The 24,465-nt window shown below is 71.6% G+C and carries 20 protein-coding genes; 8 read left to right on the top strand and 12 right to left on the bottom strand.

Annotated features, from left to right (window positions below):
* Window positions 1-761: 761 nt before the first annotated feature.
* The 3 genes from ADL15_RS35060 to ADL15_RS35050 form a co-directional block, all read right to left on the bottom strand.
* Entirely contained in the window at window positions 762-1,736 is a 975-nt protein-coding gene (locus ADL15_RS35060) for a GNAT family N-acetyltransferase (protein ID WP_067700258.1), read from the bottom strand.
* A gap of 218 nt (window positions 1,737-1,954) precedes the next feature.
* Window positions 1,955-2,818: an ABC transporter permease gene (locus tag ADL15_RS35055; RefSeq protein WP_067700254.1), complete on the bottom strand. Its 864-nt coding sequence runs from the start codon at window positions 2,816-2,818 to the stop codon at window positions 1,955-1,957.
* Complete coding sequence (locus ADL15_RS35050) at window positions 2,815-5,520, bottom strand: alpha/beta fold hydrolase (RefSeq protein ID WP_067700251.1); 2,706 nt, start codon at window positions 5,518-5,520, stop codon at window positions 2,815-2,817. The genes ADL15_RS35055 and ADL15_RS35050 overlap by 4 nt, the downstream gene beginning before the upstream one ends.
* A 111-nt stretch (window positions 5,521-5,631) precedes the next feature.
* Here ADL15_RS35050 and ADL15_RS35045 point away from each other — a divergent pair, with 111 nt between their 5' ends.
* Complete coding sequence (locus tag ADL15_RS35045; RefSeq protein ID WP_394326967.1) at window positions 5,632-7,878, top strand: AAA family ATPase; 2,247 nt, start codon at window positions 5,632-5,634, stop codon at window positions 7,876-7,878.
* Window positions 7,879-7,904: 26 nt separating this feature from the next.
* Here ADL15_RS35045 and ADL15_RS35040 read toward each other — a convergent pair whose 3' ends face one another.
* From ADL15_RS35040 to ADL15_RS35025, 4 genes are all read right to left on the bottom strand, one after another.
* Window positions 7,905-8,240 (bottom strand): DUF3263 domain-containing protein, encoded by a 336-nt coding sequence (locus tag ADL15_RS35040; RefSeq protein WP_067700243.1) that lies wholly within the window; start codon window positions 8,238-8,240, stop codon window positions 7,905-7,907.
* 92 nt (window positions 8,241-8,332) lie between these two features.
* Window positions 8,333-9,331, bottom strand: a complete 999-nt coding sequence (locus ADL15_RS35035) for an ABC transporter permease subunit (RefSeq protein ID WP_067700241.1) — start codon at window positions 9,329-9,331, stop codon at window positions 8,333-8,335.
* Entirely contained in the window at window positions 9,328-10,314 is a 987-nt protein-coding gene (locus tag ADL15_RS35030; protein ID WP_067700238.1) for an ATP-binding cassette domain-containing protein, read from the bottom strand. The genes ADL15_RS35035 and ADL15_RS35030 overlap by 4 nt, the downstream gene beginning before the upstream one ends.
* 74 nt (window positions 10,315-10,388) lie before the next feature.
* Entirely contained in the window at window positions 10,389-11,174 is a 786-nt protein-coding gene (locus tag ADL15_RS35025; protein WP_067700235.1) for a DeoR/GlpR family DNA-binding transcription regulator, read from the bottom strand.
* 191 nt (window positions 11,175-11,365) lie between these two features.
* Between ADL15_RS35025 and ADL15_RS35020 the strand changes: the two genes are divergently transcribed.
* The 3 genes from ADL15_RS35020 to nagA are packed head-to-tail and all read left to right on the top strand — an operon-like array spanning window position 11,366 to window position 14,309.
* Window positions 11,366-12,298: an SIS domain-containing protein gene (locus tag ADL15_RS35020; RefSeq protein ID WP_067700232.1), complete on the top strand. Its 933-nt coding sequence runs from the start codon at window positions 11,366-11,368 to the stop codon at window positions 12,296-12,298.
* Window positions 12,295-13,215 carry an ROK family protein gene (locus tag ADL15_RS35015; protein WP_067700229.1) on the top strand — a complete coding sequence of 307 codons (921 nt, stop codon included), beginning with the start codon at window positions 12,295-12,297 and terminating at the stop codon, window positions 13,213-13,215. The genes ADL15_RS35020 and ADL15_RS35015 overlap by 4 nt, the downstream gene beginning before the upstream one ends.
* The gene (nagA, locus tag ADL15_RS35010; protein ID WP_067700226.1) at window positions 13,212-14,309 is read left to right on the top strand and encodes an N-acetylglucosamine-6-phosphate deacetylase; all 1,098 of its coding nucleotides are present in this window, start codon (window positions 13,212-13,214) and stop codon (window positions 14,307-14,309) included. Before ADL15_RS35015 ends, nagA begins: the two co-directional genes overlap by 4 nt.
* Window positions 14,310-14,584: 275 nt before the next feature.
* Here the strand turns inward: nagA and ADL15_RS35005 are convergent, their stop codons facing one another.
* Window positions 14,585-15,229 carry an MBL fold metallo-hydrolase gene (locus tag ADL15_RS35005; protein WP_067700223.1) on the bottom strand — a complete coding sequence of 215 codons (645 nt, stop codon included), beginning with the start codon at window positions 15,227-15,229 and terminating at the stop codon, window positions 14,585-14,587.
* Between the two features lie 72 nt (window positions 15,230-15,301).
* Between ADL15_RS35005 and ADL15_RS35000 the strand changes: the two genes are divergently transcribed.
* The gene (locus tag ADL15_RS35000) at window positions 15,302-15,736 is read left to right on the top strand and encodes a MarR family winged helix-turn-helix transcriptional regulator (RefSeq protein WP_067700220.1); all 435 of its coding nucleotides are present in this window, start codon (window positions 15,302-15,304) and stop codon (window positions 15,734-15,736) included.
* A 284-nt stretch (window positions 15,737-16,020) separates the two neighbouring features.
* On the opposite strand, the gene ADL15_RS34995 is transcribed toward ADL15_RS35000, so the two are convergent.
* Both ADL15_RS34995 and ADL15_RS34990 read right to left on the bottom strand, forming a co-directional pair.
* On the bottom strand, window positions 16,021-16,728 hold the full coding sequence (locus ADL15_RS34995) for a phosphatase PAP2 family protein (protein WP_067700217.1): 708 nt from the start codon (window positions 16,726-16,728) through the stop codon (window positions 16,021-16,023).
* Between the two features lie 9 nt (window positions 16,729-16,737).
* Complete coding sequence (locus ADL15_RS34990; RefSeq protein WP_067700214.1) at window positions 16,738-18,153, bottom strand: trypsin-like serine peptidase; 1,416 nt, start codon at window positions 18,151-18,153, stop codon at window positions 16,738-16,740.
* A 90-nt stretch (window positions 18,154-18,243) separates the two neighbouring features.
* Between ADL15_RS34990 and ADL15_RS34985 the strand changes: the two genes are divergently transcribed.
* Window positions 18,244-19,455 (top strand): DUF4032 domain-containing protein, encoded by a 1,212-nt coding sequence (locus ADL15_RS34985; RefSeq protein WP_067700211.1) that lies wholly within the window; start codon window positions 18,244-18,246, stop codon window positions 19,453-19,455.
* Here ADL15_RS34985 and ADL15_RS34980 read toward each other — a convergent pair.
* Entirely contained in the window at window positions 19,452-21,122 is a 1,671-nt protein-coding gene (locus ADL15_RS34980; protein WP_232344743.1) for an NAD-binding protein, read from the bottom strand. The two genes, ADL15_RS34985 and ADL15_RS34980, sit on opposite strands and share 4 nt — an antisense overlap.
* 194 nt (window positions 21,123-21,316) lie before the next feature.
* Between ADL15_RS34980 and ADL15_RS34975 the strand changes: the two genes are divergently transcribed.
* Window positions 21,317-22,054, top strand: a complete 738-nt coding sequence (locus ADL15_RS34975) for a RodZ family helix-turn-helix domain-containing protein (protein ID WP_157441801.1) — start codon at window positions 21,317-21,319, stop codon at window positions 22,052-22,054.
* Between the two features lie 45 nt (window positions 22,055-22,099).
* On the opposite strand, the gene ADL15_RS34970 is transcribed toward ADL15_RS34975, so the two are convergent.
* On the bottom strand, window positions 22,100-22,534 hold the full coding sequence (locus ADL15_RS34970; RefSeq protein WP_067700205.1) for a GNAT family N-acetyltransferase: 435 nt from the start codon (window positions 22,532-22,534) through the stop codon (window positions 22,100-22,102).
* Between the two features lie 133 nt (window positions 22,535-22,667).
* Here ADL15_RS34970 and ADL15_RS34965 point away from each other — a divergent pair, with 133 nt between their 5' ends.
* A complete protein-coding gene (locus ADL15_RS34965; RefSeq protein WP_157441800.1) occupies window positions 22,668-24,407 on the top strand; it encodes an outer membrane protein assembly factor BamB family protein in 1,740 nt (579 codons plus the stop codon).
* Window positions 24,408-24,465: the final 58 nt, after the last annotated feature.

Raw genomic sequence — 24,465 nt, 5'->3', positions numbered from 1 at the left:
GCTGACAATCAGCCAAAACACTTAACCGCGCGGCCTTGCCCCAGGTGGGCGGTAGCCGCACGCGATCTGGCATTGCGGACTCTCGCCGCCCTGACCGGCAGCGACAGGCACATCCGGGCGGGCATGTGCACCCCTCGCCGCCCACAGGGTGGTCGAGGGGCGACCGGGATGACCTCGCGGGCCAATTGGTTCCGGCCGCCAACGCCCCATCAAGATCAACTTAGGCTGAGCGGCATTGGGGCACACCCGGCTGGCGCTGAGGGTTGTGTCGCGGCCGGTTTGACAACCCTCAGAACCAGCCGAGCAGGTTCAGCTGGCGCTCAGGGTTGTGTCGCGCCCGGCTTAACGACCCTCAGCACCAGCCGGCCGAGGCGAGCTGGCGCTGAGGGTCCTATCGCGCCCAGTTCAACAGCCGCCAGCACCAGCCAACCGGGGCGAGCTCATTCCCGCGGCGGGATCGAGGTCGGTCGGCAACCATGGGTGCTCGCCAGGGCGAATGCGGCAAGCAGCCATCGTGGTTACGCGACCGTTTAACAACCACCGCTGCTCGACAACCGCGATCGGGTAAGCAGCCATCGCCGTGTCACGACCGCCTTAACAACCACTGCGGGTCGCCAGCCCCGAACGGCGAGCAGCCATCGTGGTGGCGCGGTCGTTGTGACAACCGCTGCTGCTCGCGGGGCGAGTTCGGCGGGGAGATGTGCCGAAACGGAGCGGGTTGACCTTGGTTGGGTTTTCTTGGGGCGGCGGTCAGTGATGGGTCAGAGAGTGGCGACGCAGGCGAACTGGGTGGCTACCGGGCGGTAGCCGAGATGGGTGTTGACCGCGAGCATCGGGGCGTTGGACTCGTCGTTGCTGGTGAAGGCGGTGGTCACGCCGGCCGCGGCGGCGCGGCGCAGGGCCTCGGTCTTGGTGCGGCGGGCCAGGCCCCGGCCGCGGTGAGCAGGTGCTGTGGCGGTCATGTCCGACCAGACGCGGGTACCGACCCGGGCCAGCAGCGAGAACGAGACGATCTCGCCGTTCAGGACCGCGGCGATGCTCAAGTCGTGGTCGAGGTCCGGGTTGTCCCAGATGTCGTAGCGCCAGGTCGCGAACGACGGCGGCTGCGGCGGGGCGTCGCCGGGCTCGTCGGTCGCGGCGGCCACATCCGCGGCGTAGAGGGCCTCCGGAGTCGTCTCCCGCAACGACATCAGCCGAATACCGTCCGCCTCTCCGGCCGAGGCAGACGAGGCAGACGAGGCAGACGAGCCTGGCAAGGAAGACGAGCCTGGCAAGGAAGACGAGCCGGACGAGGAGGGGAGGGAGGGCAGGTTGAGGGCGGAGAAGCGCAGTTCGCGGGTTGGCTGGAAGCCGTGGCGGCGGGCGAAGGGCAGGCTGTCCGGGCGGCTGATCGCGGTGGTGCGGCGGATGCCGGCGGCGCGCAGGTGGGCGGCGGCCGCGGCGAAGAGTGCGTCGCCGATGCCGCGGCGGCGGGCCTCCGGGTGGACCTGGAGCAGGGAGATCTGGCCGAAGTCCGGCTCGGCCGATCGCGGGTTGCGCATCGCCGCCACCCAGCCGACCGGTGCGCCGTCGGTCACGGCGACGAAGGCGGTCCAGTCCTCGCCGGGCGGGGGCTGGGTGATCGTGCGGCGGATGGCGGCTTCACCGCGTACCAGATAGGGGTGGACCAGACCGCTCAGCGCGACCACCGCGGCGGCGTCGTCCGGCGCAGCCGGGCGGAGAAGGACATCGGCCATCAGCCGATCCTGCGACCGCCCGGGCCCCGGGTCAACGCGAATGCGGACCGAAAGCGATCGGGCCACGACCGCGATGACCGAAAACGATCAGGCCGCGCCAAGCACCCAGAAGACGATCACGCCGCGGCAAGCGACCGACAGGCAATCAGGCCGCCGCAAGCGGCCGGAAGGTGATCGGACCGCGGGCCACGAGTGATCTGGACCGCGACAGGGAGTAGTCAGGAAGTGACGTCCTTGCGGGTGAAGCGGAAGAACGCCAAACCCCAGAAAACCGTCGCATAGACCAGCGCCGAGATCGCGCCCTTCGCCAGGTCCTCGGTCTGGACCGGGGTGGAGAGCAGACCCATCCACGCGTCGCTGTAGTGCGTCGGCAGGGCGTTGCGGATCGAGCCGAGCGCGGTGATCTGGTCGAGGATGCTGGACAGGATCCAGAGCAGCACGGCGCCGCCGACCGCGCCCAGCGCCGCGTCGGTCAGGACCGAGAGCAGGAAGGCCAGGCCGGCAACCACGAGCAGGATCACCGCGAGGTACGCCAGGATGCCGAGCAGTCGCAGCACACCCTGCCCGGGCGGGATCTGCGCGGCGATGGTGCTGCCCAGCGGATGCCATCCGTAGCGCAGCGTGCCGACCAGCAGACCCGTGCCGGCCAGCAGGAAGAGCGCGACGAACGAGTAGCCGAGCGCCACGATCAGCTTGACCGCGAGCAACCGGGCCCGCGGCACCGGGATCGCCAGCAGGTAGCGCAGGCTGCCCCAGCTCGCCTCGCTGGCCACGGTGTCGCCGGCGAACAGCGCGAAGACCACCACGAGCAGGAAGCCGGCCGAGACCGCGAGGCAGAACAGGGCGAAGTTCAGCCCGCCGGACGTCGCCAGGTCGACGAGGCTGCTGAACGCGCCGCCGCCGTTGCCGTCGTCGTCGCCGCTGCCGCCGCCGAACTCGAAGGCGGCCAGGATGATCAGAGGCAGCAGCACCATGAAGCCGAGCGCCAGCTGGGTGCGCCGCCGGGACGCCTGCCGGCGGATCTCGGCCACGATCGGCAGGGTCCGGGACGGGCGGTAGCCCACCGCGATCGACGTGCTCATCGGTCTCCACTCCCCCGGGAGTTGTCGCCCACCAGGGCCAGGAACGCGTCCTCCAGGCGGCGCCGCGGCACCACCCGGTCCACTCCGACACCGGCACGCACCAGCGACGCCACCAGCTCGGCGCGGGGTGTGCCGTTCATGTCGACGATCAGGCCGCTCGCGCCGTCCGGTGTCACCGAACGGACGCCGAGACCACTGAGGATCTCGGTGGCGGCCGGCACGTCGGTCACCTCGATGGCGACCGACGGCGACTCGCCGACGATGTCGTCGACCGGGCCGGACGCCACGATCCGGCCCTTGTTCACCACCACGGCGTGCGTGCAGGTCTGCTCCACCTCGGCGAGCAGGTGGCTGGAGACCAGCACGGCCCGGCCGTCGGTGGCGTACCGCTGCAGCACCCGGCGCATCTCGGCGATCTGCGGCGGGTCGAGCCCGTCGGTCGGCTCGTCGAGCACCAGCAGCTCGGGCAGGCCGAGCATGGCCTGGGCAATCGCCAGCCGCTGGCGCATGCCGTGGCTGTAGTTCTTGGTCCGGCGGTGCACCGAGGTGCCCAGGCCGGCGATCTCCAGGGCCTCCTCGAACCGGGCGTCGGCCCACGGGCGGCCGGTGGCCTCCCAGTACGCCCGCAGGTTCTGCGCGCCGGTCAGGTGCGGCAGGAAGCCGGGGCCCTCGACGAGCGCGCCGACCCGGGACAGGATCTGCGCGCCGGGGACCAGCCGGTGCCCGAAGACGTAGATCTCGCCGACGGTCGGCTTGGTCAGGCCCATCAGCACCCGCAGCGTGGTGGTCTTGCCGGCGCCGTTCGGGCCAAGCAGGCCGACGACCTGGCCGCGCTCGACCGTGAAGCCGATCTCCTCGACCGCCACGAAACCGTCGTCGTACGCCTTGCGCAGGCCGAGCACGACCAGCGGGGTGTCCGCGTACTCGGCGGTCACCGAGGTGACCCGGCGGCGGCTGCGGGCCCGGCGCACCAGCAGGAGCACGGTGAGGCCGAGCAGGAGGGCGACGATCAGGGCGCCCAGGGCGTACCACCAGAGGGTCGCGGGCGAGGCGATCGCCGTGCCCACCAGGGTGGGCAGCGTCAGCTGCCCGTCGATCGCGACGGTGTACGTCGCCGGCGCGACCGGAGTGAGGAACCCCTGGTCCGAGGTGGCCACGACGACCTGCAGGGTGTGCCCGGGCTCGAGCTGCCGGACGATCGCCGGCAGGGTCACGGTCACCGGCTGCGCCGCGGCGATGTCCTTGGGCAGGCCGGTCAGCCGGACCGGGGCGACCAGGCCGGCGCTGAGCGTGGGCGAACCGTTCTGGTCGAGGTCGTAGAGCTTGACGAAGAGCACCGCCTCGCCGGTCGGCGACGCGGCCCGCAGCCGCACCGTCGGCGAGCCGGCCACCTCGATCGCGCCGGTCAGCGGCGCGGTGTCGAACGTGGCGTGCTGCCCCGGCACGTCGGTGGCGACGTTGCCGCTGAGCAGCGAGCTGAGCCGGCTGCCGAGGCCGGGAAGCGCGGAGATGGCCGCCGGGTTGCCGTTCGGCGGGTTCGCGATCGGCTGCGCCGATCCGGTGAGGGCGAGGTCCGCGGCGCCGGTTCCGGTGAGTCCGGGGTACGCCTTCGTCGAATACCCGTTGGTGACCAGATCGCGGTCGAGCGCGGAGAACCCGGCCACCCGGGAGAAGGTGAAGTCGCCGCTCGGCGTGCTCCCCTTGCCCTGCAGGTAGTGGTCGAGCCACTGGACGGTGAGGAACTTGACCCGGTCCTGGTCGTTGCCGGGACCGGCGCCGCCGTCGTGACCGCCGGTGAACCAGGCCACCTTGACCGGGGTGCCCGCCGCCGCGATGCCCTTGGCGTTGGCGTCCGCCTCGGAGAGCGGGAAGAGCGTGTCGACAGCGCCCTGGATCAGCAGCGTCGGTGCCTTGATCTTGTCGAGCACGGTGGCCGGGCTGGACCGGCGCAGCAGCGCCAGGCTCGTCGCGTCCGGGACACCGGTGGTGGCCATCGAGAGGTAGGTGGCGCAGACGTCGGCGGCGAACCGCCCGCAGGCCGGGTTGTCGCCACCCGCGCTGCCGCCGAAGAAGACGCCGGCCCAGCCCTTCTTGAACACCCCGGTGGCGTCGGTGCTCGCCGACTGCGGGAGGAAGGCGTGACTCAGGTCGTTCCAGGTGATCGACGGGACGATCGCGTCGACGCGCTGATCCTGGCCGGCCAGCAGCAGGGCGAGGGCGCCGCCGTACGACCCGCCGACCACGCCGACCCGGGGGTCGCCGGTCGCGTCGGTCTGCACCTCGGGGCGGGCGGCCAGCCAGTCGAGCAGCCGCTGCGCGTCCTTCACCTCGTAGTCCGGGCTGTCCAGGTGGATCTCGCCGGTGCTCTTGCCGAACCCGCGGGCGGTCCAGGTGAGCACCGCGTAACCACGCTCGGCCAGCGACTCGGCGTCGGAGCTCACCGAGGCCTTGGTGCCGCCGAAACCGTGCGCGAGCAGCACCGCGGGCACCTTGCCGGAACGGTCCCGGGGCAGCAGGAACCGGGCGTCCAACTCGACCGGCTCGTCACCGCCCGGGCCGGACCGGACCGTGATCCGCAGATCCTGCGCGGTCCAGGCGGCCCGCTCGGGCAGCACCGCCCACACGGTCGCGGCAGCGAGCAGCACGAGCACCACCGCGGCGGTGACCGCCCGGCGCCGGGTCACCCGGGGGAACCTTGACATGGCGCTCAACCTATCCGGGCCCGCCTGAGCAGCGGCTGTGAAGCCCCACAAGATCAAGGGGACGGTCCGGCGAGCCCGGTGCGGATAGCGTGGACGCTCGGAGACCGGACGATCGGAGCACCCGCGGTGGAAGACGAGATCCCCCTGACCGCGACCCCGCAGCTCGCGGCCCTGGAGGCCCGGCGCGGCGTCGTCCGGCTGCACCCCGGGGTGATGACGGCGCTGAAGCTGGAGCCGGGTGACCCGGTGCGGCTGGCCGGGACGCGGACCACCGCCGCGATCGCGCTGCGGGCCGAGGAGAGCGAGACCTGGACCCTGCTCTACGCCGACGACCTCACCCTCGGCAACCTCGGCGGGCGGGACGGTGTGCAGGTCAGGGTCGCCCCGATCCCGGCCGGGCCGGCACGCCGGGTGACCCTGGCCGGGCCGGCCGAGGTCGTCGCGGTGGTCTCGCCGGAGCTGCTGCGGCTGGCGCTGCTCGGCAAGATGGTCAGCCCCGGCGACGACGTGTCGCTGCTGCCGCAGGACGTGCTGCCCACGGCGGAGAACCGCTCGCTGGTCGAGGCGGCCCGGCACAGCCTGTCCAACCGGATGGGCTACGGCTGGACCAGCGCGCTGGTGCGGGTGGTCGACGTGCAGGGCGCGGACGCCGCGCTGGTCGGCGCGGACACCGAGGTGGCCTGGCAGGACGGCGCGGCGACGGCGCCGCGGGGTGGCACCGTCGCGCTCCGGATCGTCCGCCCGGAGCTGCCCGCCGCGTTCGGCGTCCCGGAGGACGCCCCGGTCAGCCTCGATCACCTGCCCACCCTCCGGCCGCAGGCCAAGGAGCTGGAGGAGCTGCTCGACCTGGGCTTTCACCACCGCGAGGTGCTGGCCCGGGTCGGCACCGCGGTCAGCCTCGGCGTTTTGATCTCCGGACCGGCCGGGTCCGGGAAGTCCGCCCTGGTCCGGGCCGTCTCGGCCCAGGTCAATGCCTCTGTTCGTACGATCTGGGCACCCGAACTGGCCGCCCTGACCAACGACGCGGCCGCCCGTCTCCTGCGTGACCTGGCCGGTGACGTGCAGGGTGCCGGGCCCACCGTCCTGCTGATCTCGGACGTGGAGGCGCTCGCGCCCCGGGACCAGCCGGGCCCGCTGGCCACGGTCTTCCAGAAGGTGCTGGCCGAGGCCCTCGCCGCCGGTGCCGCGGTGGTCTGCACCACCAGCAAGCCGGAGGCGGTCGACCCGGCGCTGCGTGCCCCGGGCCGGCTCGCCGTGCAGCTCAGCGTGCCCCTGCCGGATCTGGCGATGCGGCGCGAGCAGCTGAACGTGCTGACCCACCCGATGACGCTGGCCGACGACGTGAGCCTGGACGAGGTGGCCGGCCGGACACCCGGGTTCGTGGTGGCCGACCTCGGCGCGCTCGTCCGGGAGGCCGCGGTCCGGACCGCGCTGCGGCACGTCGGCGCGCGGGACGGGGCCGAGGGTCCGCTGGCGGTCACCATGGCCGACTTCGAGGACGCCCTGGCCGTGGTCAAGCCCACCTCGATGGCCGACTCCACGTTGGAGGTGGCCGCGGTGACCCTCGACGACGTCGGCGACATGGTCGAGGTCAAGCAGGTGCTCACCGAGTCGGTGCTGTGGCCGCTGACCTATCCGGACACGTTCGCCCGGCTCGGGGTCACCCCGCCGCGCGGGGTGCTGCTCTACGGTCCGCCCGGCTGCGGCAAGACGTACCTGGTCAAGGCGATCGCCGGGACCGGCAAGGCGAACGTGCTCTCGGTCAAGGGCGCCGAGCTGCTCAGCAAGTGGGTGGGTGACAGCGAGCGGGCGGTCCGGGAGCTGTTCCGCCGGGCCCGGGAGGCCGCGCCGACCCTGATCTTCCTGGACGAGGTGGACGCGCTGGCGCCGCGCCGGGGCCAGGGCACCGACGGCGGCACCACCGACCGGGTGGTCGCGGCGCTGCTCACCGAGCTGGACGGGGTCGAGGACCTGCGCAACGTGGTGGTGATCGGTGCGACGAACCGCCCGGACCTGATCGACCCGGCGCTGCTGCGGCCCGGCCGGCTGGAGCGGATGGTCTACGTGCCGCCGCCGGACGGACCGGCCCGGGCCGCGATCCTGCGCGCGTCGTCGCGGGCGGTGCCGCTGGACGCGTCGGTCGACCTGGACGCGCTCGGGGCGGAACTCGAGGGTTTCTCGGCGGCGGACTGCTCGGCGCTGATCCGGGAGGCGGCGCTGGCCGCGATGCGCGACTCGCTGGAGGCCGCCACGGTCACCGCCGCCAACGTGGACACCGCGCGCAAGCGGGTGCGTCCGTCACTGGAGGAGGACCAGGTCGCGTGGCTGGCGTCGTACGCGGAAAGTCACCAACCGTGAGAAGACATCAACCGTGAGCGGACCGGTCAACGGCGACGAGTGCGGGCCCGGGCCGATCGCAGGCGCCGCAGGCGGCCGATCAGGACCGGGTCGTGCTCGAGCGCGGCCGGATTGTCCAGCAGGGCGTTGAGCAGCTGGTAATACCGGGTCGAGGAGAGACCGAAGGAGTCCTTGACCGCCTGCTCCTTGGCGCCGGCGTGCTTCCACCACTTGGCCTCGAAGGCCAGGATCTCCAGGTCCCGCTCGGTGAGAGCGGCCGGTGCCGGCGCCGGCGGCGCGTCGGGCTCGGCGGCGCGCGGGGCAGGGATGTGCTGCTGCTCCTCGACCGGCTGGTCACCGGTCGGTTCGGCGGCGGGCTGCATGGCACTCCCCGGAGGCAAGGTATTGGTCGGCACGGATGTCTTCGCGAGGATCACCAGCATAATCGCCACCGATGACCCTCGCGAACGTTACATCAGGTGATGTCGCGCTTACGCATCGTCCACATTGCGGCACCCACAATGATGATCGTCAGACCGGCCACCACCGACCCGGACAGTTGCCAGGTGATGGTGAACGACGCCTGTGTGCAGCCATCGGTCGCGGAGTACTCACACGGCCCGTAGGTGTCGTACACCTCGTAGGACTTGAACATCCAGGCCACGAACCAGGCCGGCAACAGGTAGGCCTCGTAGAACCGGGCCCGGGCCAGCTCCAGCACGATCGCCAGACCGAATTGGAACACCACGATCACCCCGATCGCCGCACCCAGGGCCGCCGCCGTGTGCCGGCCGATCGACGCGACGGCGAACCCGATCGCACCGGCCACCAATACCAGGGCCAGTCCGCGCAGGCCCATCAGGCCGATCGACTGCCAGACGCCCGAGGTCATCCGCTCGGTGGTGCCGCGCAGATTCGCGATCAGCCAGAACAGGCCGGTCCAGGCCGCACCGACCACCACGGTCAGGCCGGTCAGCGAGACCAGCAGGGCGGCCAGCTTGGTGGACAGCACGCGGATCCGTTGCGGCCGCCAGAGCAGCAGGTTCATCATGCCGCCGCTGTTCCACTCGGCGCCGACGAAGGACGCGCCGATGACGAACGCGACCAGGGCCAGCAGGGCGGCGAGCGTGATCAGCATGGCCGGGAAGCTGTCCCGGAAGTCGAACTGCGACGTCAGGTAATCGGCCGCCTGGTAGTCGTCCTTCGACGGGGTCCAGAGGTTGTCGCAGTCCCCGCCGTACTGGCTGGGGTTGGCGGCGCAGTCCGCCCGGTCCCGCTCGGCGGACTTGGTGTCCTCCGCGAAGCTGCTGTCCGCGCGGGCCTGCGCGGCCTGCAGCGACGCCGGGGTGGCCTTCTCGTTCGAGTACGCCACGCCCGCCGCGACCAGCCCGAGCACGAGCACCGTGAGGAGCACGAAGAACTTGGTGAAACGGCGCTTGACCAGCCGGCGCGTCTCCGCCTTGTACAGGCTCACTGACCCCACCCGCCCTGCGTCGTCGTCGCCGCCACCTGGTCGACCTGCCGGTTCGCCCCGTCGACCGGCGCGGTGCCGGTGAGTTCGAGGAACACGTCCTCGAGGTCGGCCGAGACCGGAGTCAGCTCGGCGACGTAGATCTGCTTTTCGGCCAGCAGCTTGGTGATCTGAGCCGGGTTGCTGGCGTTCCCCACGGTGAAGTGGTCCTTCTCCAGGGTGACCGCGGCGCCCGCGGCCCGCAGCACCGCGGCCGCGCCGGCCAGGTCGACACCCGGTTCCAGGCGCACCTTGACCGTCGCCGAGGCATGGGTGGCCAGCACCGAGGAGACCGAGCCGCTCGTCACCCGCCGCCCGGCCGCGATGATCGTCACCGAGTCGCAGATCAGCTGGATCTCACCGAGGATGTGACTGGAGAGCAGCACCGTCATCCCGGACTCGGACAGGGTGCGCATCAGCGTGCGCATCTCCCGGATGCCGCCCGGGTCCAGGCCGTTGGCCGGCTCGTCCAGGATCAGCAGCTTCGGCTCCTTGAGCAGCGCGGACGCCACCGCGAGGCGCTGCTTCATGCCGAGCGAGTAGGTCTTCACCCGCTCCTTCGACCGGTCCCGGAGACCGACCAGCTCGAGCACCGCGGGCACCCGGTGCGGGTTCACCCCGCCGGCGTCGGCGAGCAGCGAGAGGGTGGTCTCGGCGGTGAAGTTGCCGAAGAACTGCGGGCTCTCCACAATCGCGCCGACCTGGCCGGCCACCTCCGGCAGCAGCCGGGGCACCTCCCGGCCGAGGATCGCCATCCGGCCGTCGTTCGGTTTGATCAGGCCGAGCAGCGTACGCAGGGTGGTGGTCTTGCCCGAGCCGTTCGGGCCGAGGAAGCCGTGCACCTGACCGGCCTCCACCACCATGTCGAAGCCGTCCAGCGCCTTCCGGACACCCTTACGGCTGCGATACGTCTTACGCAGTCCTGATATCTCGAGTACGGCGGTCATTCGCCGCACCCTAAGTGATCGACGCCAATCCCGGGAGCCGTCCGCGGTATCTGATGGTTTTGCCCGCGGCCTGGTCAGGCGCAGATGACGTCGACTCCGGCGTCGCGGAACGCGGCGACCACCGAGGAGGACGCGCCGGAGTCGGTGACCAGCGTTTCCACCTGGGTGATCGGGCAGATCCGGGCGAACGCGTGGCCACCCAGCTTCGAGGAGTCCGCGATCACCACGACCCGCTTGGCCCGGGCCACCATCAGACTGTTCATCGCGGCCTCGCCCTCGTGGTGCGACGCGGCGCCCAGCTCGACGTCCAGGGCGTCGACGCCGAGCAGCACGATGTCCAGCGTGACCTCCCGGAGCAGGGCGCCGCCGAGCGGGCCGACCACCTCGAAGGACTGCGGGCGGACCACGCCGCCGGCCACCACGATCTTCATCCGGGAACGGACCAGCAGCTCGTTCGCGATGTTCAGCGCGTTCGTCACGACGGTCAGCTGGGAACCCTCGCCACCGGCGTTCAGGTCCGGCCGGACCGCCAGGGCCCGGGCCACCTCGGTCACCGTGGTGCCGCCGTTCAGGCCGACCACCGTACCCGGAGTGACCAGCCGGGCGGCAGCCTCGCCGATCCGCTGTTTCTCGGCCGAATGCTTGGCACTCTTGTAGCGCAGCGGGAGGTCGTACGAGACGCCGTTGGCGACCGCGCCACCCCGGGTTCGCGTGATCATCTGCTGCTGGGCGAGCTGATCGAAGTCGCGCCGGATGGTGGCCTGGGAGACGTCCAGGCGTTCGGCGGCCTCCTCGACCGTTACCCGGCCACTGTCCGTGAGTAGCTCGAGCAGGGCATTCCACCGCGCGTACCGGTCCACCCGACACTCCCCGATGCACGTTTCATGATAAGTGTGTGCACATTAGTGCGCGAAAGGCCGGGAAGCAAAGCGACCCGATGCGCGAAGGGCCGAAGGGTACTTGCCCCCGCGCCAGCGCCATGAGCACAATAACGCGCGAAATACCCGGGTACCGAGCTCGAATGCGCAGCACAACCGGTGAGGATGAGGGCATGACGCACGTAAAGGCGGAAATCGCCAGCCAACCGGACTGCTGGCGGCAGGCGGCCAAACTGGCCGACGCGCCCGGGCTCCCGGCCCGCGGGGAGCGGGTCGCCGTGGTCGGCTGCGGTACCTCCTGGTTCATGGCGAAGTCCTACGCGGTGCTCCGCGAACAGGCCGGGCACGGCGAGACCGACGCCTTCCAGGCCTCCGACTTCCCGCACGGACGCCGGTACGACCGCCTGATCGCGATCACCCGCTCCGGCACCACCACCGAGACCCTCGACGTGATGCGCGAGGTCGGCCAGAACACCCCGGTCACCGTGATCACCGCCGACCCGGCCCAGCCGGCCGCCGAGATCGCCGGGCACGCCGTCGTGCTGGACTTCGCCGACGAGCAGTCGGTCGTGCAGACCCGCTTCGCCACCAGCGTGCTCGCCCTGCTCCGGGCACACCTGGGCCACGACATCGAGGTCGCCGCGATGGACGCCGAGGTGGCCGTCCGGCTGCCGCTGCCGGTGCACCCCGCGCTCACCGACCAGATCACGTTCCTGGGCCGGGGCTGGACCGTCGGCCTGGCCGAGGAGGCCGCCCTGAAGTGCCGGGAGACCGCCGGGTTCTGGACCGAGTCGTACCCGGCCATGGACTACCGGCACGGCCCGATCTCGATCGCCCGGCCGCGCCGCGTGGTGTGGGCGTTCGGCGACGTGCCGGCCGGCCTGGCCGACGAGGTGGAGGCCCGCGGCGCCGCGTTCGTGCACAGCCGCCACCACGGCGGGTACGCCTCGCTCGGCCGCTGGGTCGGTGGCCGCGCGCCGCTCGACCCGATGGCCGACCTGGTCCTCGCTCAGCGGGTGGCCGTGCTGCTGGCCACCACCCAGGGCCTCGACCCGGACAACCCGAGTGGACTGACGCGTTCCATCGTGCTCCCCGAACAGCCGTGACGGTTGTCGTCGCCCTCGACGTCGGGGGTACCGGGATGAAATGCGCGCTGGTTCGCCCGGACGGCACCGTGCACCACGAGGAACGCCACCCGACGCTGCCCGAGCGCGGCCCGGACGCGGTCACCGAGAACATCCTGTCGATCGCCGAGGGACTGGCCGGCAAGGCGCGCGCGGACGGGCTCACCCCGGTCGCGGTCGGCATCGGCGTGCCCGGAGTGGTCGACGAGGTCAACGGCGTGGCGGTCTGGTCGGCGAACATCGGCTTCCGCGACGTGCCGCTGCGTGAGCTGATCTCCGCGCGGGTGGGGCTGCCGGCGGCGCTCGGTCACGACGTACGGGCCGCCGCGCTGGCCGAGGCCCGCCTCGGCGCCGGGCACGCCTGGCGGTACGTGCTGTTCGTCGGGATCGGCACCGGCATCGCCGGCGGGCTGGTCGTGAACGGTGCCGGGTACTCCGGCGCACACGGCGCGGCGGGCGAGATCGGGCACGTCACGGTCCGCCCCGACGGCCTGGCCTGCGGCTGCGGCAAACGCGGCTGCCTCGAGACCGAGGCGTCGGCGAGGGCGATCGGACGACGGTACGCCGCACTGTCCGGCCGTACCGACGCGACCGCGTTCGACGTGGCCACCCGGGCCGCGGCCGGTGAGGAACTGGCCGGCCAGGTGTGGCAGGACGCGGTCGAGGCGCTCGCCGACGGGCTGCTCACCGGGCAGGCGCTCTACGACGTCGAGGCGATCGTGCTCGGCGGCGGGCTGGCCGAGGCCGGCGACGACCTGCTGAACCCGGTGCGGGACGCGTTCGCCCGCCGGGTCACGTTCCACCGCACCCCCGAGATCGTCCGGGCCACCCTGGGTGACCGGGCCGGTTGCCTGGGCGCCGCCCTGTTCGCCCTCGACTCGCTGGGAACACCCACATGACCCGCATCTCCGGCCGGATCGTCACCCCCGGCGGGATCGTCACCGGCCACCTCGACCTGGACGGCGGGACCATCGCCGGGATCGTCCCGGACGACACCGCCGGCGACGACGTGATCGTGCCCGGCTTCGTCGACCTGCACTGCCACGGCGGCGGCGGGCACACGTTCACCACCGGGGACCCGGCGGCGGCCCGCGCGGCGGCGGCGTTCCACCTCGCGCACGGGACGACCACCATGCTGGCCAGCCTGGTCAGCTCGCCGTTCGCGCTGATGCGGTCGGCGACGCTCGGCTTCCAGCCGCTCGTCGACGAGGGGGTGCTGGCCGGGATCCACTTCGAGGGTCCGTACCTGTCGGCGGTGCGGTGCGGGGCGCAGAACCCGCAGTACCTGCGCGACCCGGTGCCCGCCGAGCTCACCGAGCTGATCAAGGTCGGCGAGGGCGCGGTACGGATGATGACCGTCGCCCCCGAGCTGGACGGCGCGCTGGAGGCGATCACGTTCCTGCGGGACGCCGGGGTGCTCGCGGCGATCGGGCACACCGACGCTTCGTACGATCAGACGCACGCCGGTGTCGCCGCCGGCGCGAGCGTGGCCACCCACCTGTTCAACGGGATGCGCCCGCCGCACCACCGCGAACCCGGCCCGGTGGTCGGCCTGCTCTCCTCGACCGCCACCGTCGAGCTGATCGCCGACAACATCCACCTGCACCCGGGAATGCTGAAGTTCGCCGCGGGCAGCGCCGGACCGGCCCGGTCGATCCTGGTCACCGACGCGATGGACGCCACCGGCATGCCGGACGGCTCGTACGAGCTGGGCGGCCAGGCGGTCGTGGTCGCCGACCGGGTGGCTCGGCTGTCCCGGGACGGCTCGATCGCCGGCAGCACGCTGACCATGGACGTCGCACTCCGCAACACGGTCGCCGCCGGTGTGTCACTCACCGGCGCGGTCACCATGGCGTCCACGACCCCGGCCCGCCTGCTCGGCCTGACCGACCGCGGCGCCCTCTCCCCCGGCCTCCGCGCCGACATCGTGGTCCTCACCCCCGACCTGACCCGCAAACAGGTCCTCCAAGCCGGCCTCCCCCCAGCCCCCTGACCCACAGCACAACCCTGCGTGGGGACTTTGGGCGCGCAGCGCACCAAAACTCCCCACACAACCAGCAGCCCAACCTTGCGTGGGGACTTACGGCGCACAGCGAACCGAAACTCCCCACACAACCAGCAGCTCAACCTTGCGTGGGGACTTACGGCGCGCACCGCACCGAAACTCCCCACACAACCAGCAGCTCGACCCTGCGTGGGGACTTTGGGTGCGGAGCGCACCGAAACTCCCCACGCGATCGGGAACGCGATCGGGAGGACGATCCGGGGTCAGGGCAGGGTGTGGCGCTCGCCCGGGGTCAGGTGGGTGTAGGGGACTCCGGTCGGGGCGGGGCCCTGGGCGCCGAGGAAACCGCCGAGCATGGCCAGGCCGACCGGGTTCAGAGCGCCGTCGTGGATGGCCAGGGTCTGCTCCGGCTCGACCTCGCGGACCCAGTCGATCAGGTCGGCGACCCGGGACCACGGGCCGTGGATCGGGACCAGCAGGGTGCGCACCGGCACGTCCGGCACGGTGAGCGCGTCGCCGGGGTGGAAGACCGTCCCGTCGACCAGGAAGCCGACGTTCGCCACCCGGGGGATGTCCGGGTACAGCTCGGCGTGCCACTGGCCGTAGGCCCGCACCTCGAAACCGTTCGCGGTGAACGCGTCGCCCGCGCCGATCACGTGCACCCGCGCCGGGTCGCCGTCGAACGCGCGGGCCACCGCGGCGTTCGTCCAGACCTGCAGGGCCGGGTCGGCGGCCAGCGCGGCGGCCAGTCTCTCCCCGCTGAAGTGGTCGAAGTGCTCGTGCGTGATCAGGACGGCGCCGGCGCCGGTGAAGACGTCCTCCGGGGTCAGACCGCCCGGGTCGATCACCAGCCGGCGGCCCTCGTGCTCCAGCGTCACGCCCGCGTGGCCGTGTTTGATCAGTTCCATCCGGGGCCTCCTCGCAGATGTACAACCTTGCTGTACATCTCGAACTGTACAACAGTGTTGTAGAGTTCCGGCATGGCGTCGAGCACCGAGGACATCGCGGAGCAGCTGCGGCAGGCGGTCGGGCGGCTGGTCCGCACCACCCGGGCACACGCCGACACGCTGCCGGGCACCCACGCCGAGACGCTGGGCTACCTGAGCCGGGAGGGGCCGCACACGATCGCCGAGCTGGCCGCGCTGCGCCGGGTGAAACACCAGAGCATGAGCCGTACGGTCGGCGAGCTGGTCACGGCCGGTTTCGTCACCCGGGCGGCCAATCCGGCCGACGCCCGCAGCTTCGTGATCATGCTGACTGCGGAGGGCGCGACCGCACTGGACGCCGACCGGGCCGCGCGCCAGCAGTGGGTGGCAGCCCGGATCGCCACCACCCTCACTCCGGCCGAGCAGGACTTGCTGGCCCAGGTCCCGGCCCTGCTCGACCGCCTCTCCCACGACCCGAGCACCGACTGACCGCGCCGGGCGGCAAGGTCCCGGCTGGTTCTGAGGGGTGTCTCCGGGGGCCGGAGACACCCCTCAGAACCAGCCAGCAACCGGAAGGCGCGCCACGGCCGGAAGAAGCAGCGGCATCGCGAAAGCCCCGCAACCGGGAGGCGCGCTGCGGCCGCGGAGAGGCCGCGGCATCGCGAAAGCACCCCAGGACCGGGAGCCGCGCTGCGGCCGCGAGAGGCAGCGGCGGGGCGCGAGATCACCACCGGGCGTGGCTTCACGCCTGCGGGCGTGCGCCCCCACCCGTACTAAAAGAAAGCGGGCCGTTCCCAACCGCGCAGGTCGGGCAACGGGATGCGGTCCCAGGGGAGGCGGATCAGCAGGCGGGCCAGCACGACGCCCAGCAGCAGCCCGGCCACCGAGTCGGTGAGCCAATGGAAGCCCGTGTAGACCGTGGTGCAGAAAACGATCACGACGGGCAGGACGCCGAGCGTGAACCGCTCCCAGCGGGTGAGGGTGCGGCGCAGCAGGGCGGCCGCCAGGATGGCGAAGACGGTGAACCAGACGAGCGAGTTCGCCACGTGCCCGGACGGGTAGCTGCGGGCTTTGTCGCCGCTCGCAACCGGGTTGAACATCTCGACCTTGAACGGGCCGGAAAACCGCGGCGCCGCGCGATCGAAGTAGATCTTCATGGGGCCGATGGTCAAATACGTTATGACGTAGGCCGCGAGAAACGGCAGCGCGGCCCGGACCGAGCGGGTCCGGTACACCAGCAGACCGCTCAGGATCAGCGCGATCGGCGACAGCACCTGACCACCCTGGCCCACGTAGTTGAGGACCCGCGCGGTCCAGTACGGGATCGGCGCGTGATGGGTCAGCGCCCAGTCGGCCACCCGCTGGTCCAGGGTCAACAGGTGGCCCTGGACGAGCGCCACGGTGAGCGCCGCCAGCGCCGCGAGCAGCAAGAGGTCAGGCCACCAGGGCAGCGTGCGGCGGTCGGCAACAGTCGTGGTCACGCCTCAAAGCTAAAGGTACTGGCGCAACTTGGCGGCCAGCAGGTCGCCGCGCACCCCGGAGTTGGGGCAGCCGCCGAAGTGATGCAGGGCCACCACCTTGTTGGTCCGGCGGGACAGCACCGGGGATCCGGACGACCCGCCGGCGGTGTCGCAGAGGTACGAGACGTCGGAGTGCGCGGCGTACCCGGTGTAGTCCGGGTTGTCGACCGCGCAGTTGCTCGCCTTGTCGCCCTTGGCCCCGGCGATCCGGGTCGGCTCACCGGCCGGGTGCTGCGGCACGTAGAGCTCGGTCCCCTTGGCCGGGCGCGCCGGGTCGAGCGTGAGGTAGCCGAACTGCCCGATGGTGTCGAAGCCGTCGACGCTGAACAGCGTGTAGTCGAGCAGGTGATCGGTGGAGATCACCTCGTTGCCCCACACCTTGGTCGGTTTGAACACGTCGTAGCCGCCGCACTTGGCGCACTGGTAGTTGAACCACACCTCGGTGTCGTAGGCCTGCTCCGAGGTGGTCAGGCAGTGGTTGTTGGTGAGCATCCGGTTCTTCGCGCCGACCCGCCAGCCGGTGCACAGCTCGGTGCCGTTGATCAGCAGCCGGGCGATCGCCTTCGACTTGCTGTAGGCGACCGGGTCCGCCGACTGGTAGCAGACCGCGTCCTTGGAGGTGTCGTTGCCGCAGACCGATTCCTCCCGGCCGCTGCGGCCCGGCCGCACGGTGGCTTTTTCCGGGACACGAGCCTGTTCGGTACGACTGAACCCGCGCGCCACCCGGTCGATGTCCACGCCCATCCCGTCGGCGGCCGGCGGCTCCCCCAGCGCGTCGTCGGCCCGGTGCACCTCGACCACCGCGGTGTCCCCGGTGATCGACATGCCCCAGTCCTTGCCGGTCCCCGGCTCGTACCGGTACGACTCGGTGTTGGCCGGGTTGGAGACGGTCACGTAGTCGCCGGGGAGCAGCGACATCCGGGAGAAGTGCGGTTTGACGTAGGACGCGCCCGGATAGCTCAGTGTCTGCTTCGCCGGCCCGGCGGTGTAGCCGAGCACCTTGCCGACTGTGAGCAGCTCTCCGACCTGCTGGCCGCCGGGGTCGCTCGGGGCGGCGGCGGTGGCCGTCTCGACGGCGGCGGACTCCAGAACCCGGTCCGGATTCGAGGCGGCCGGCGTGGGCGACGGGTCCGGCGACACCGTGGCCCGCGGTGACCGCCGCGACGCCGGCTGATCAGGAACGGACGAGGCCGACGGGGCCGGTGATTCAGGAGCGACCGCCGGCAGCGAATCCGCCACCCCTACCGGGGTACGCGGCACGCCCGGCGCCTGATGCCAGATGCCGACCGGATCATCACCACCCCGTGTCGCCGTCACCGCGCCGGCCACTCCGGCCAGCACAAGGGCGGCACATGCTCCGACGACGATCCCTGTCTTGCGTCGCATGCCACTCCCGGTACGTCGTAAGCGTTTTCGCACCTGTGTAACGAGCCACGTACCACCGCGACGCGCTGGCTGAACGGGCACACTTGGGCGGTGCGCATCACCTCCGCTCTCATCGACCCAGCGCTGCTGGACCTGCCGTGGCACATCCCGCTCGAGGACTGGCCGGCCGACCATCTGGTCGCCCTGCCCCAGGGCATCTCGCGGCACATCGTCCGGTTCGTGAAGCTGAACGACGTCGTCTACGCCATGAAGGAGACCCGGGAGCGGATCGCCGAGAAGGAGTACGACCTGCTCCGCGCGCTGGAACGGATCGACTTCCCGGCGGTGCAGGCCATCGCGATCGCCACCGACCGGCAGACCCCGGAGGGCGAGCCGCTGGAGACCGTGCTGGTCACCCGGCACCTGCAGTTCTCGTTGCCGTACCGGGCGCTGTTCTCCCGGGTGCTGCGCCCGGAGACGATGAACCGGCTGCTCGACGCGCTGGCCGCGCTGGTCGTACGCATGCATCTGACCGGTTTTTCCTGGGGTGACTGCTCGCTCTCGAACACCTTGTTCCGGCGGGACGCGGGCGCGTTCGCCGCCTACCTGGTGGACGCCGAGACCGGCAACCTCTACCCGAAACTCTCCGAGGGGCAGCGCTCTGAGGACATCGAGATCATGCGGCTGAACATCTTCGGCGAGTGCCTCGACCTGCAGGCCGCCGAGCTGCTGCACGAGTCGATCGACCCGGAGGCCGTGGTCGACGACATCCTGGCCCGCTACGAGCGGCTGTGGCACGAGGTGACCTACGAGCAGGAGGTCGCCAAGGACGCCCGGCACCACATCGAGCGGCGGATCCGGCGGCTCAACGAGATGGGCTTCGACGTCGCCGAGGTGTCGATGTCGACGATGGACGGCGGCTACCGGGTCCGGCCCAAGGTCGTCGACGCCGGCTATCACACCCGCCGGCTGATGCGCCTGACCGGCCTGGACGCCGAGGAGAACCAGGCCCGGCAGCTGCTCAACGACCTGGACGCGTACCGCGCCGAGAGTGCGCTGACCGACGAGCAGCAGGCCGCGCACCGCTGGCTGACCGAGGTCTTCGAGCCGGTGGTCCGGGCGGTCCCAGCAAACCTGCGCCGCAAACTGGAGCCGCAGGAGATCTTCTCGCAGATCATCCAGCACAAGTGGCTGCTGTCCGAGAAGGCCGGGCGGGACGTCGGGATGGCCCCGGCGGTGCAGTCGTACCTGACCGAGGTCCTGGTCAACAAGCCGGACGAGCTGGCCGTGCTGGGCGTCGACGCGGACGAGATGGTGCCCTAGCCCCGCGATCGTTCGGCGAGGGCGCGCAGGCCGCGCTGACGGGCCGCGACCAGGATCTGATCGCCGGCCGCGAGCACCCGGCGCGGGTCCGGCCGCCAGTCCATCCACTCGTCGGACGACGCGGACATGGCGATCACCTTCGCCAGGCCCGCCTGATCGACCTCGGACAGTGGCGCACCGTCCAGCTCGGACTGCGGCTGGACGGTGACCGTGCCGACCAGGATCGCGTGCCGGCCGACCGGGATGCTGGCGTGCACGTTGCGTTCCAGCAGGGCGGCGGCGAAGACCGGTGCGCAGAGCCGGGACACGCTGCGCGACGTGTTGATCTGGAAGGCCGACTCGATCCGCTGGGCGAAGTCGTCGTCGAACAGCCGCAGCACCACCCGCAGGTCCTGACGGATCGCCCGGGCGTGCAGCGCGGCCTGCAGGTTCACCGGATCGTTTGTGGAGAGCACGACGAGCGCGCGACAGGTCGCGATCGAGGCGGCCTGCAGGGTCTCCTCCTGCGAGGCGTCACCGACGATCACCGGGATGCCGCGTTTCTGCGCGGACTTCACCCCGCGGGCATCGGCGTTCTGATCGATCGCCACCACGCGGACACCGAGGTCGTGCAGCTGGCGCAGCGCCTGGGTGCCGACGTTGCCGAGCCCGACCAGCACGATGTGGTCGTCCAGCGGCCCGGACGGGCGGCCCTGGCTGAGCGCCAGCCGGGCGTTCACCATCCCGTCCACCACGGCCGCCGTGATCAGCGGCAGCAGCGCCAGCCCGGCGATGGTCAGCACCAGCTGCGCGGCCTGGGCGATCGCGTTGCGCTGCTCCTCCACGTCGGACGAGCCGACCGCGGTCATCAGGGTGACGTAGATCGACTCCCAGAGGTCGTGCTCGGTGCCGTCCCAGGCGTTCAGCACCGCGCCGGCCAGCACCGTGGTGATCAGAGTGATCACCACGGCGACACCGAGCTTGCGGTTGAGCGCGGCGCGCAGGGCCCGGCCGAAAGCGGTCAGCGGGTGGCGCCGGCGGCCGGCCCGGCTGAGCAGGCGGCGGGTCACGTCCTCGCCGGGCGGGCGGCCGGTGGCCTCGGCCAGCACCAGATCGTCCGCCTCGGCGGCGCCCGGGTCCGGTTCGACCGGCAGGACCGCCACCTCGCCCGCGGTTTCGGTGGCCAGGGTGGTCAGCACGTCACGGTCGGCGACATCACCGCGGTGGGCGACATACAACGTACGTCGATCGTGGCGGAAGTGGGTCGGCGCCACCTCGCCGAGCGCGGCCGCCACGAACGCCGGTGCGGCCATCTGCGCGTCGGAGAGCACCACGTAGTCCGGGAAGATCCGGCTCACGCTGCCGCCCAGCCCGGTGTTGAACATCCGGACCACCACCCGCAGCTTCTCCTCGACCTCGCGGGCGCAGAGCGCGGCGTGCAGGTTGACCATGTCGTCCGGCATCACCAGCGCGAGCGCGGTGGCCCCGGACAGACCGGCCTCCCGGAACGCGCGCTCGTCGAGCCGGTCGGCCTGGCGCAGCTCGACCCCGCGCGACTCGAGCAGCTTCAGGTCGGGCACGTCCGGCCGGATCCGATGCGGAGTGATCACCGTGAGCCGGATCCGATGGCGGGAATTCGCCAACTCCTCGGCCAAGGTCCAGACCAGTGCGTCGGCCCCACAGACCACCAGGTGGGGCCGGGTATCACCGCCTAGATCACGAGGTGGGACGGCATCCGGACGGGTTACGGCACTCACGTTCACGAATCGTAGTCAGCCGTTACCGCCCGGCGGGGCCGCCCGTTGCCCCATCCGACACCATTCGTCCGAGTTGGTGGGTATGTCCATCCGACCCATCCTCCGAAGTGGTCTGGAGTAGATCAGTGCGTAAGTTGTGGTATGCCGGAGCCGGCCTCATCGCCGGTGGGGTCCTGCTGTTCGTGGCGGCGCCCGCCCAGGCGGACGTCACGTCCCCGAAGACCGCCGCACTACCGGCCGCCGACGTGGTCGGTGGCAGCGCGCCGGACACTCCGGGTGACCGGCCCCAGGGCACGATGCGTCTGCCGTTCACCGACACGAACAGCGGCTCGCCGCGCCTGCCGGTCGTCGGCCGCCTCCCGATCATCGGCGGGCTGCTGCCGAACGGCAGCCGCACCCTGGAGAGCGCGTCGACCACGGACCCGGGGGACGACTCCCTGCTGCGCCGTCTGGCCCTGCCGAACTCGGCCGGGCTGGCCGGTCTGCCGCTCGGCGGGACCCCGGTGCCGCTGCTCGACGACACCACGCCGGCCACGAACAGCCAGGAGCCGATGGACGGCGCGGCGACCGGCGACGACCCGGCACCGGCGGACAGCCCGGCGCCGGTCGGCAGCGCGGCACCGATGGACAGCGCGGCGCCGGTCGACAGCGCGGAGCCGGCGCCCTACACCTCGGTCGCCCCGGCCCGGCCCGGCATCGCCGCGCCGTCGGCCGTCGCCCCGGTGGACCCGTCCGCGGCCGTCGTGCCGTCCACCGACATCGCCCCGACGGTCGACGCCGTGCCGTCCGCGGACGCCGCGCCGAGCTCCATCGTGGACGACCCGCGGATGCTCGAGGAGCCCCTGGAAGGCACCACCAACTGACCACCGGCACCCGGCGAGCGCGCACCGCGACCGGTGCGCGCTCGGCTACGCCGGGGCGGGCGGGATGTCCAGCAGGTCCCAGCTCAGCAGCGTGAACGTGGTCTCCTCGAGCGCGCCGGCGGACCGGTAGGTGGCCAGCGCGGCGGCGTTGTCGTTCTCGGTCGCCACCCACATGCCGTAACAACCGCTCTTGCGGGCCAGCTCGGCCATCGCGGTGACCAGCGCGGTCCCGATCCCCTGCAGCCGGGCCACCGGCGCCACGCCGAGCTCGTAGATCAGCATCTCGGTGCCCTTGTCCGGGTGCGTGGTCTCCACCCCGGAGATCATCCCGACCGGCCGGTTCGCGTCGTCGTAGGCGAACAGCAGGTGATGGGACGTCTCGGTGAGGAAACGGTGGGTCGCCTCGGCGATCGGCGGCGCGTCGAAGAGGTCGGCCCCACGGCGAACCTCCTCGGCGGAGGTCACGCGTTCAATCCGCATGGCGCCACCCTAGCCACGGACAAGTCACGCTTCAGCCTCCAATTGCCGATCCGGGACACGATTCGGCACACGCTGCCGGCGCGACGCCGCTGGGTAGCATGACGGCCGATACCCCGACGGTGGAGGCCACGACATGCCAGTTCCGGGCGACGGCTCCGAGGACGCCACCAGCACTGCCCCGGCGCCACAAGATCAAGATCAAGACCGGGATCCGGTACGGTACGCGGCCGGCACCGCGGAAGCTGCCACGCCGACGCCGACTCCCGTGACCACGCCGAACGACCCGCCCCCGCGGACCGACACGCAGCTGGACACGATGGCCGCGCCGGGACCCGCCGAGGAGCCGGCGAGCGGGTACGCCGCCCCGGTCGACCCGTGGGCCGAAGCCGAAGCGGCCGCGAACCTCACGAACAACCACGTGCCGCACCCGATGGCACCCGCGCCGGCACCGGAACCGCCGACCGCGCTGATCGAGGGCGGGCCGGCCCATCCGCTGACCGCCGCCGAGGACGCGGAACCGGAGCACCCGTCGTACAAAAAAGGGTTCTGGATCCTCGGTGGGGTGGCCGCGACCGCGACCGTCGCGCTCGCGGTGACCGCCACGGTCCTGCTCTGGCCGGGTTTCCCGGCCCTCGACTACCACGCCCTCGACCAGGTCCGCGGGCTCACCCCGGTCGCGCCGATCACCTCGGGCTGGGCCGACGCCGAAGTGATCGGTGACCGCGCCTACTTCGCCGGCACGGTCGAGACCGGCGAGGCCGCGGTGACCGCCTACAACATCGGCAGCGGCCGCGAGGTCTGGAAGAACATCGAGGCCGGCCCGGCGAAGACCTGGAAACAGATGATCGCCCTGCCGGACGCGGTCGCACTGATCTCCGACCCGGACTACACCACGAGCCTGGCCCGCCTGGTCGTGCTCGACGGCACCACCGGCGTCAAACGCTGGGACTACTCGCTGGGCAGCTCGGACACCGTGCACTTCGGCGCCGGCATGGTGCTCGTCGACGACCACGAGCACAGCGTGCTGCACGGCCTCGAGCTGTTCAGCGGTGACGAGAAGTGGCAGCTCGCCAACCCGGACGGCTCGGCGAGCAGCACCCTGCTGGGCGTCACCACCCCGGACGACCTGACCGGACCGGCCGGCACCCAGGGCCGCCCGTTCGCGCCGGAGGTGAGCGACGACGACCAGGTGGTGCAGATCGCCGCCGACCGCTCCGCCCGGGTGATCGACATCAAGAACGGCACGGCCGGCGAATCCCGCCGCGACGTGGCCTACCCCAGCGACAAGACGGTGGCACACAACGGCCGGCTCTTCGTCGAGGAGTCCAGCACCGACCGGCTGCTCGCCTACGACCTGGCCGGGTTCGGCACCAGCGGCGAACCCGCCGTGGTCTACACCGCGCCGAAGGACGCCGACGTCAGCGACCTGACACCGTGCGGCGACAACCGGATCTGCATCGTGGAAACCATCGGGTACGCGCACGACAAGTCCCAGGTCGTCGCGTTCGACCTGGAAACCCACAAGGAGGCCTGGCGCAAGCCGGCGCCGGACGTGGAGACCCTGGTCCCGGTCGGTGACGCGGTGCTCGCCTCGACCGACGAGACGAACACGCTCTTCGACGCGACCGGCACGCCGCAGTGGAGTGACTTCCCGGGCACCGCGGCCCGGCTGGACGCCGGGAACGTGCTGCGCTTCTCCGGCACCCTGACCCCCTCGGTCGGCGACCAGTTCCTCGACGGGGTGCACCCGGGCGACAAGGCGGCGCAGATCGGGCCGCTCCGCGACGTACGCGGAAGCAGTTGCGCGTGGAACACCTCGGTGGTCGCCTGCGTGCGGGCCGAAGATTTTGTGGTGGAGCGGTTCGCCGGCTGACTTCGGTCAAAACAAAAACAAGGGGGCCGCCCACCGGGCGGCCCCCTTGTTCAGAAAA

Origin of the sequence: Actinoplanes awajinensis subsp. mycoplanecinus (assembly GCF_001509495.1) — a bacterium.
GTDB lineage: Bacteria > Actinomycetota > Actinomycetes > Mycobacteriales > Micromonosporaceae > Actinoplanes > Actinoplanes palleronii.
This window is presented reverse-complemented; position numbering and strand designations above follow the sequence as displayed.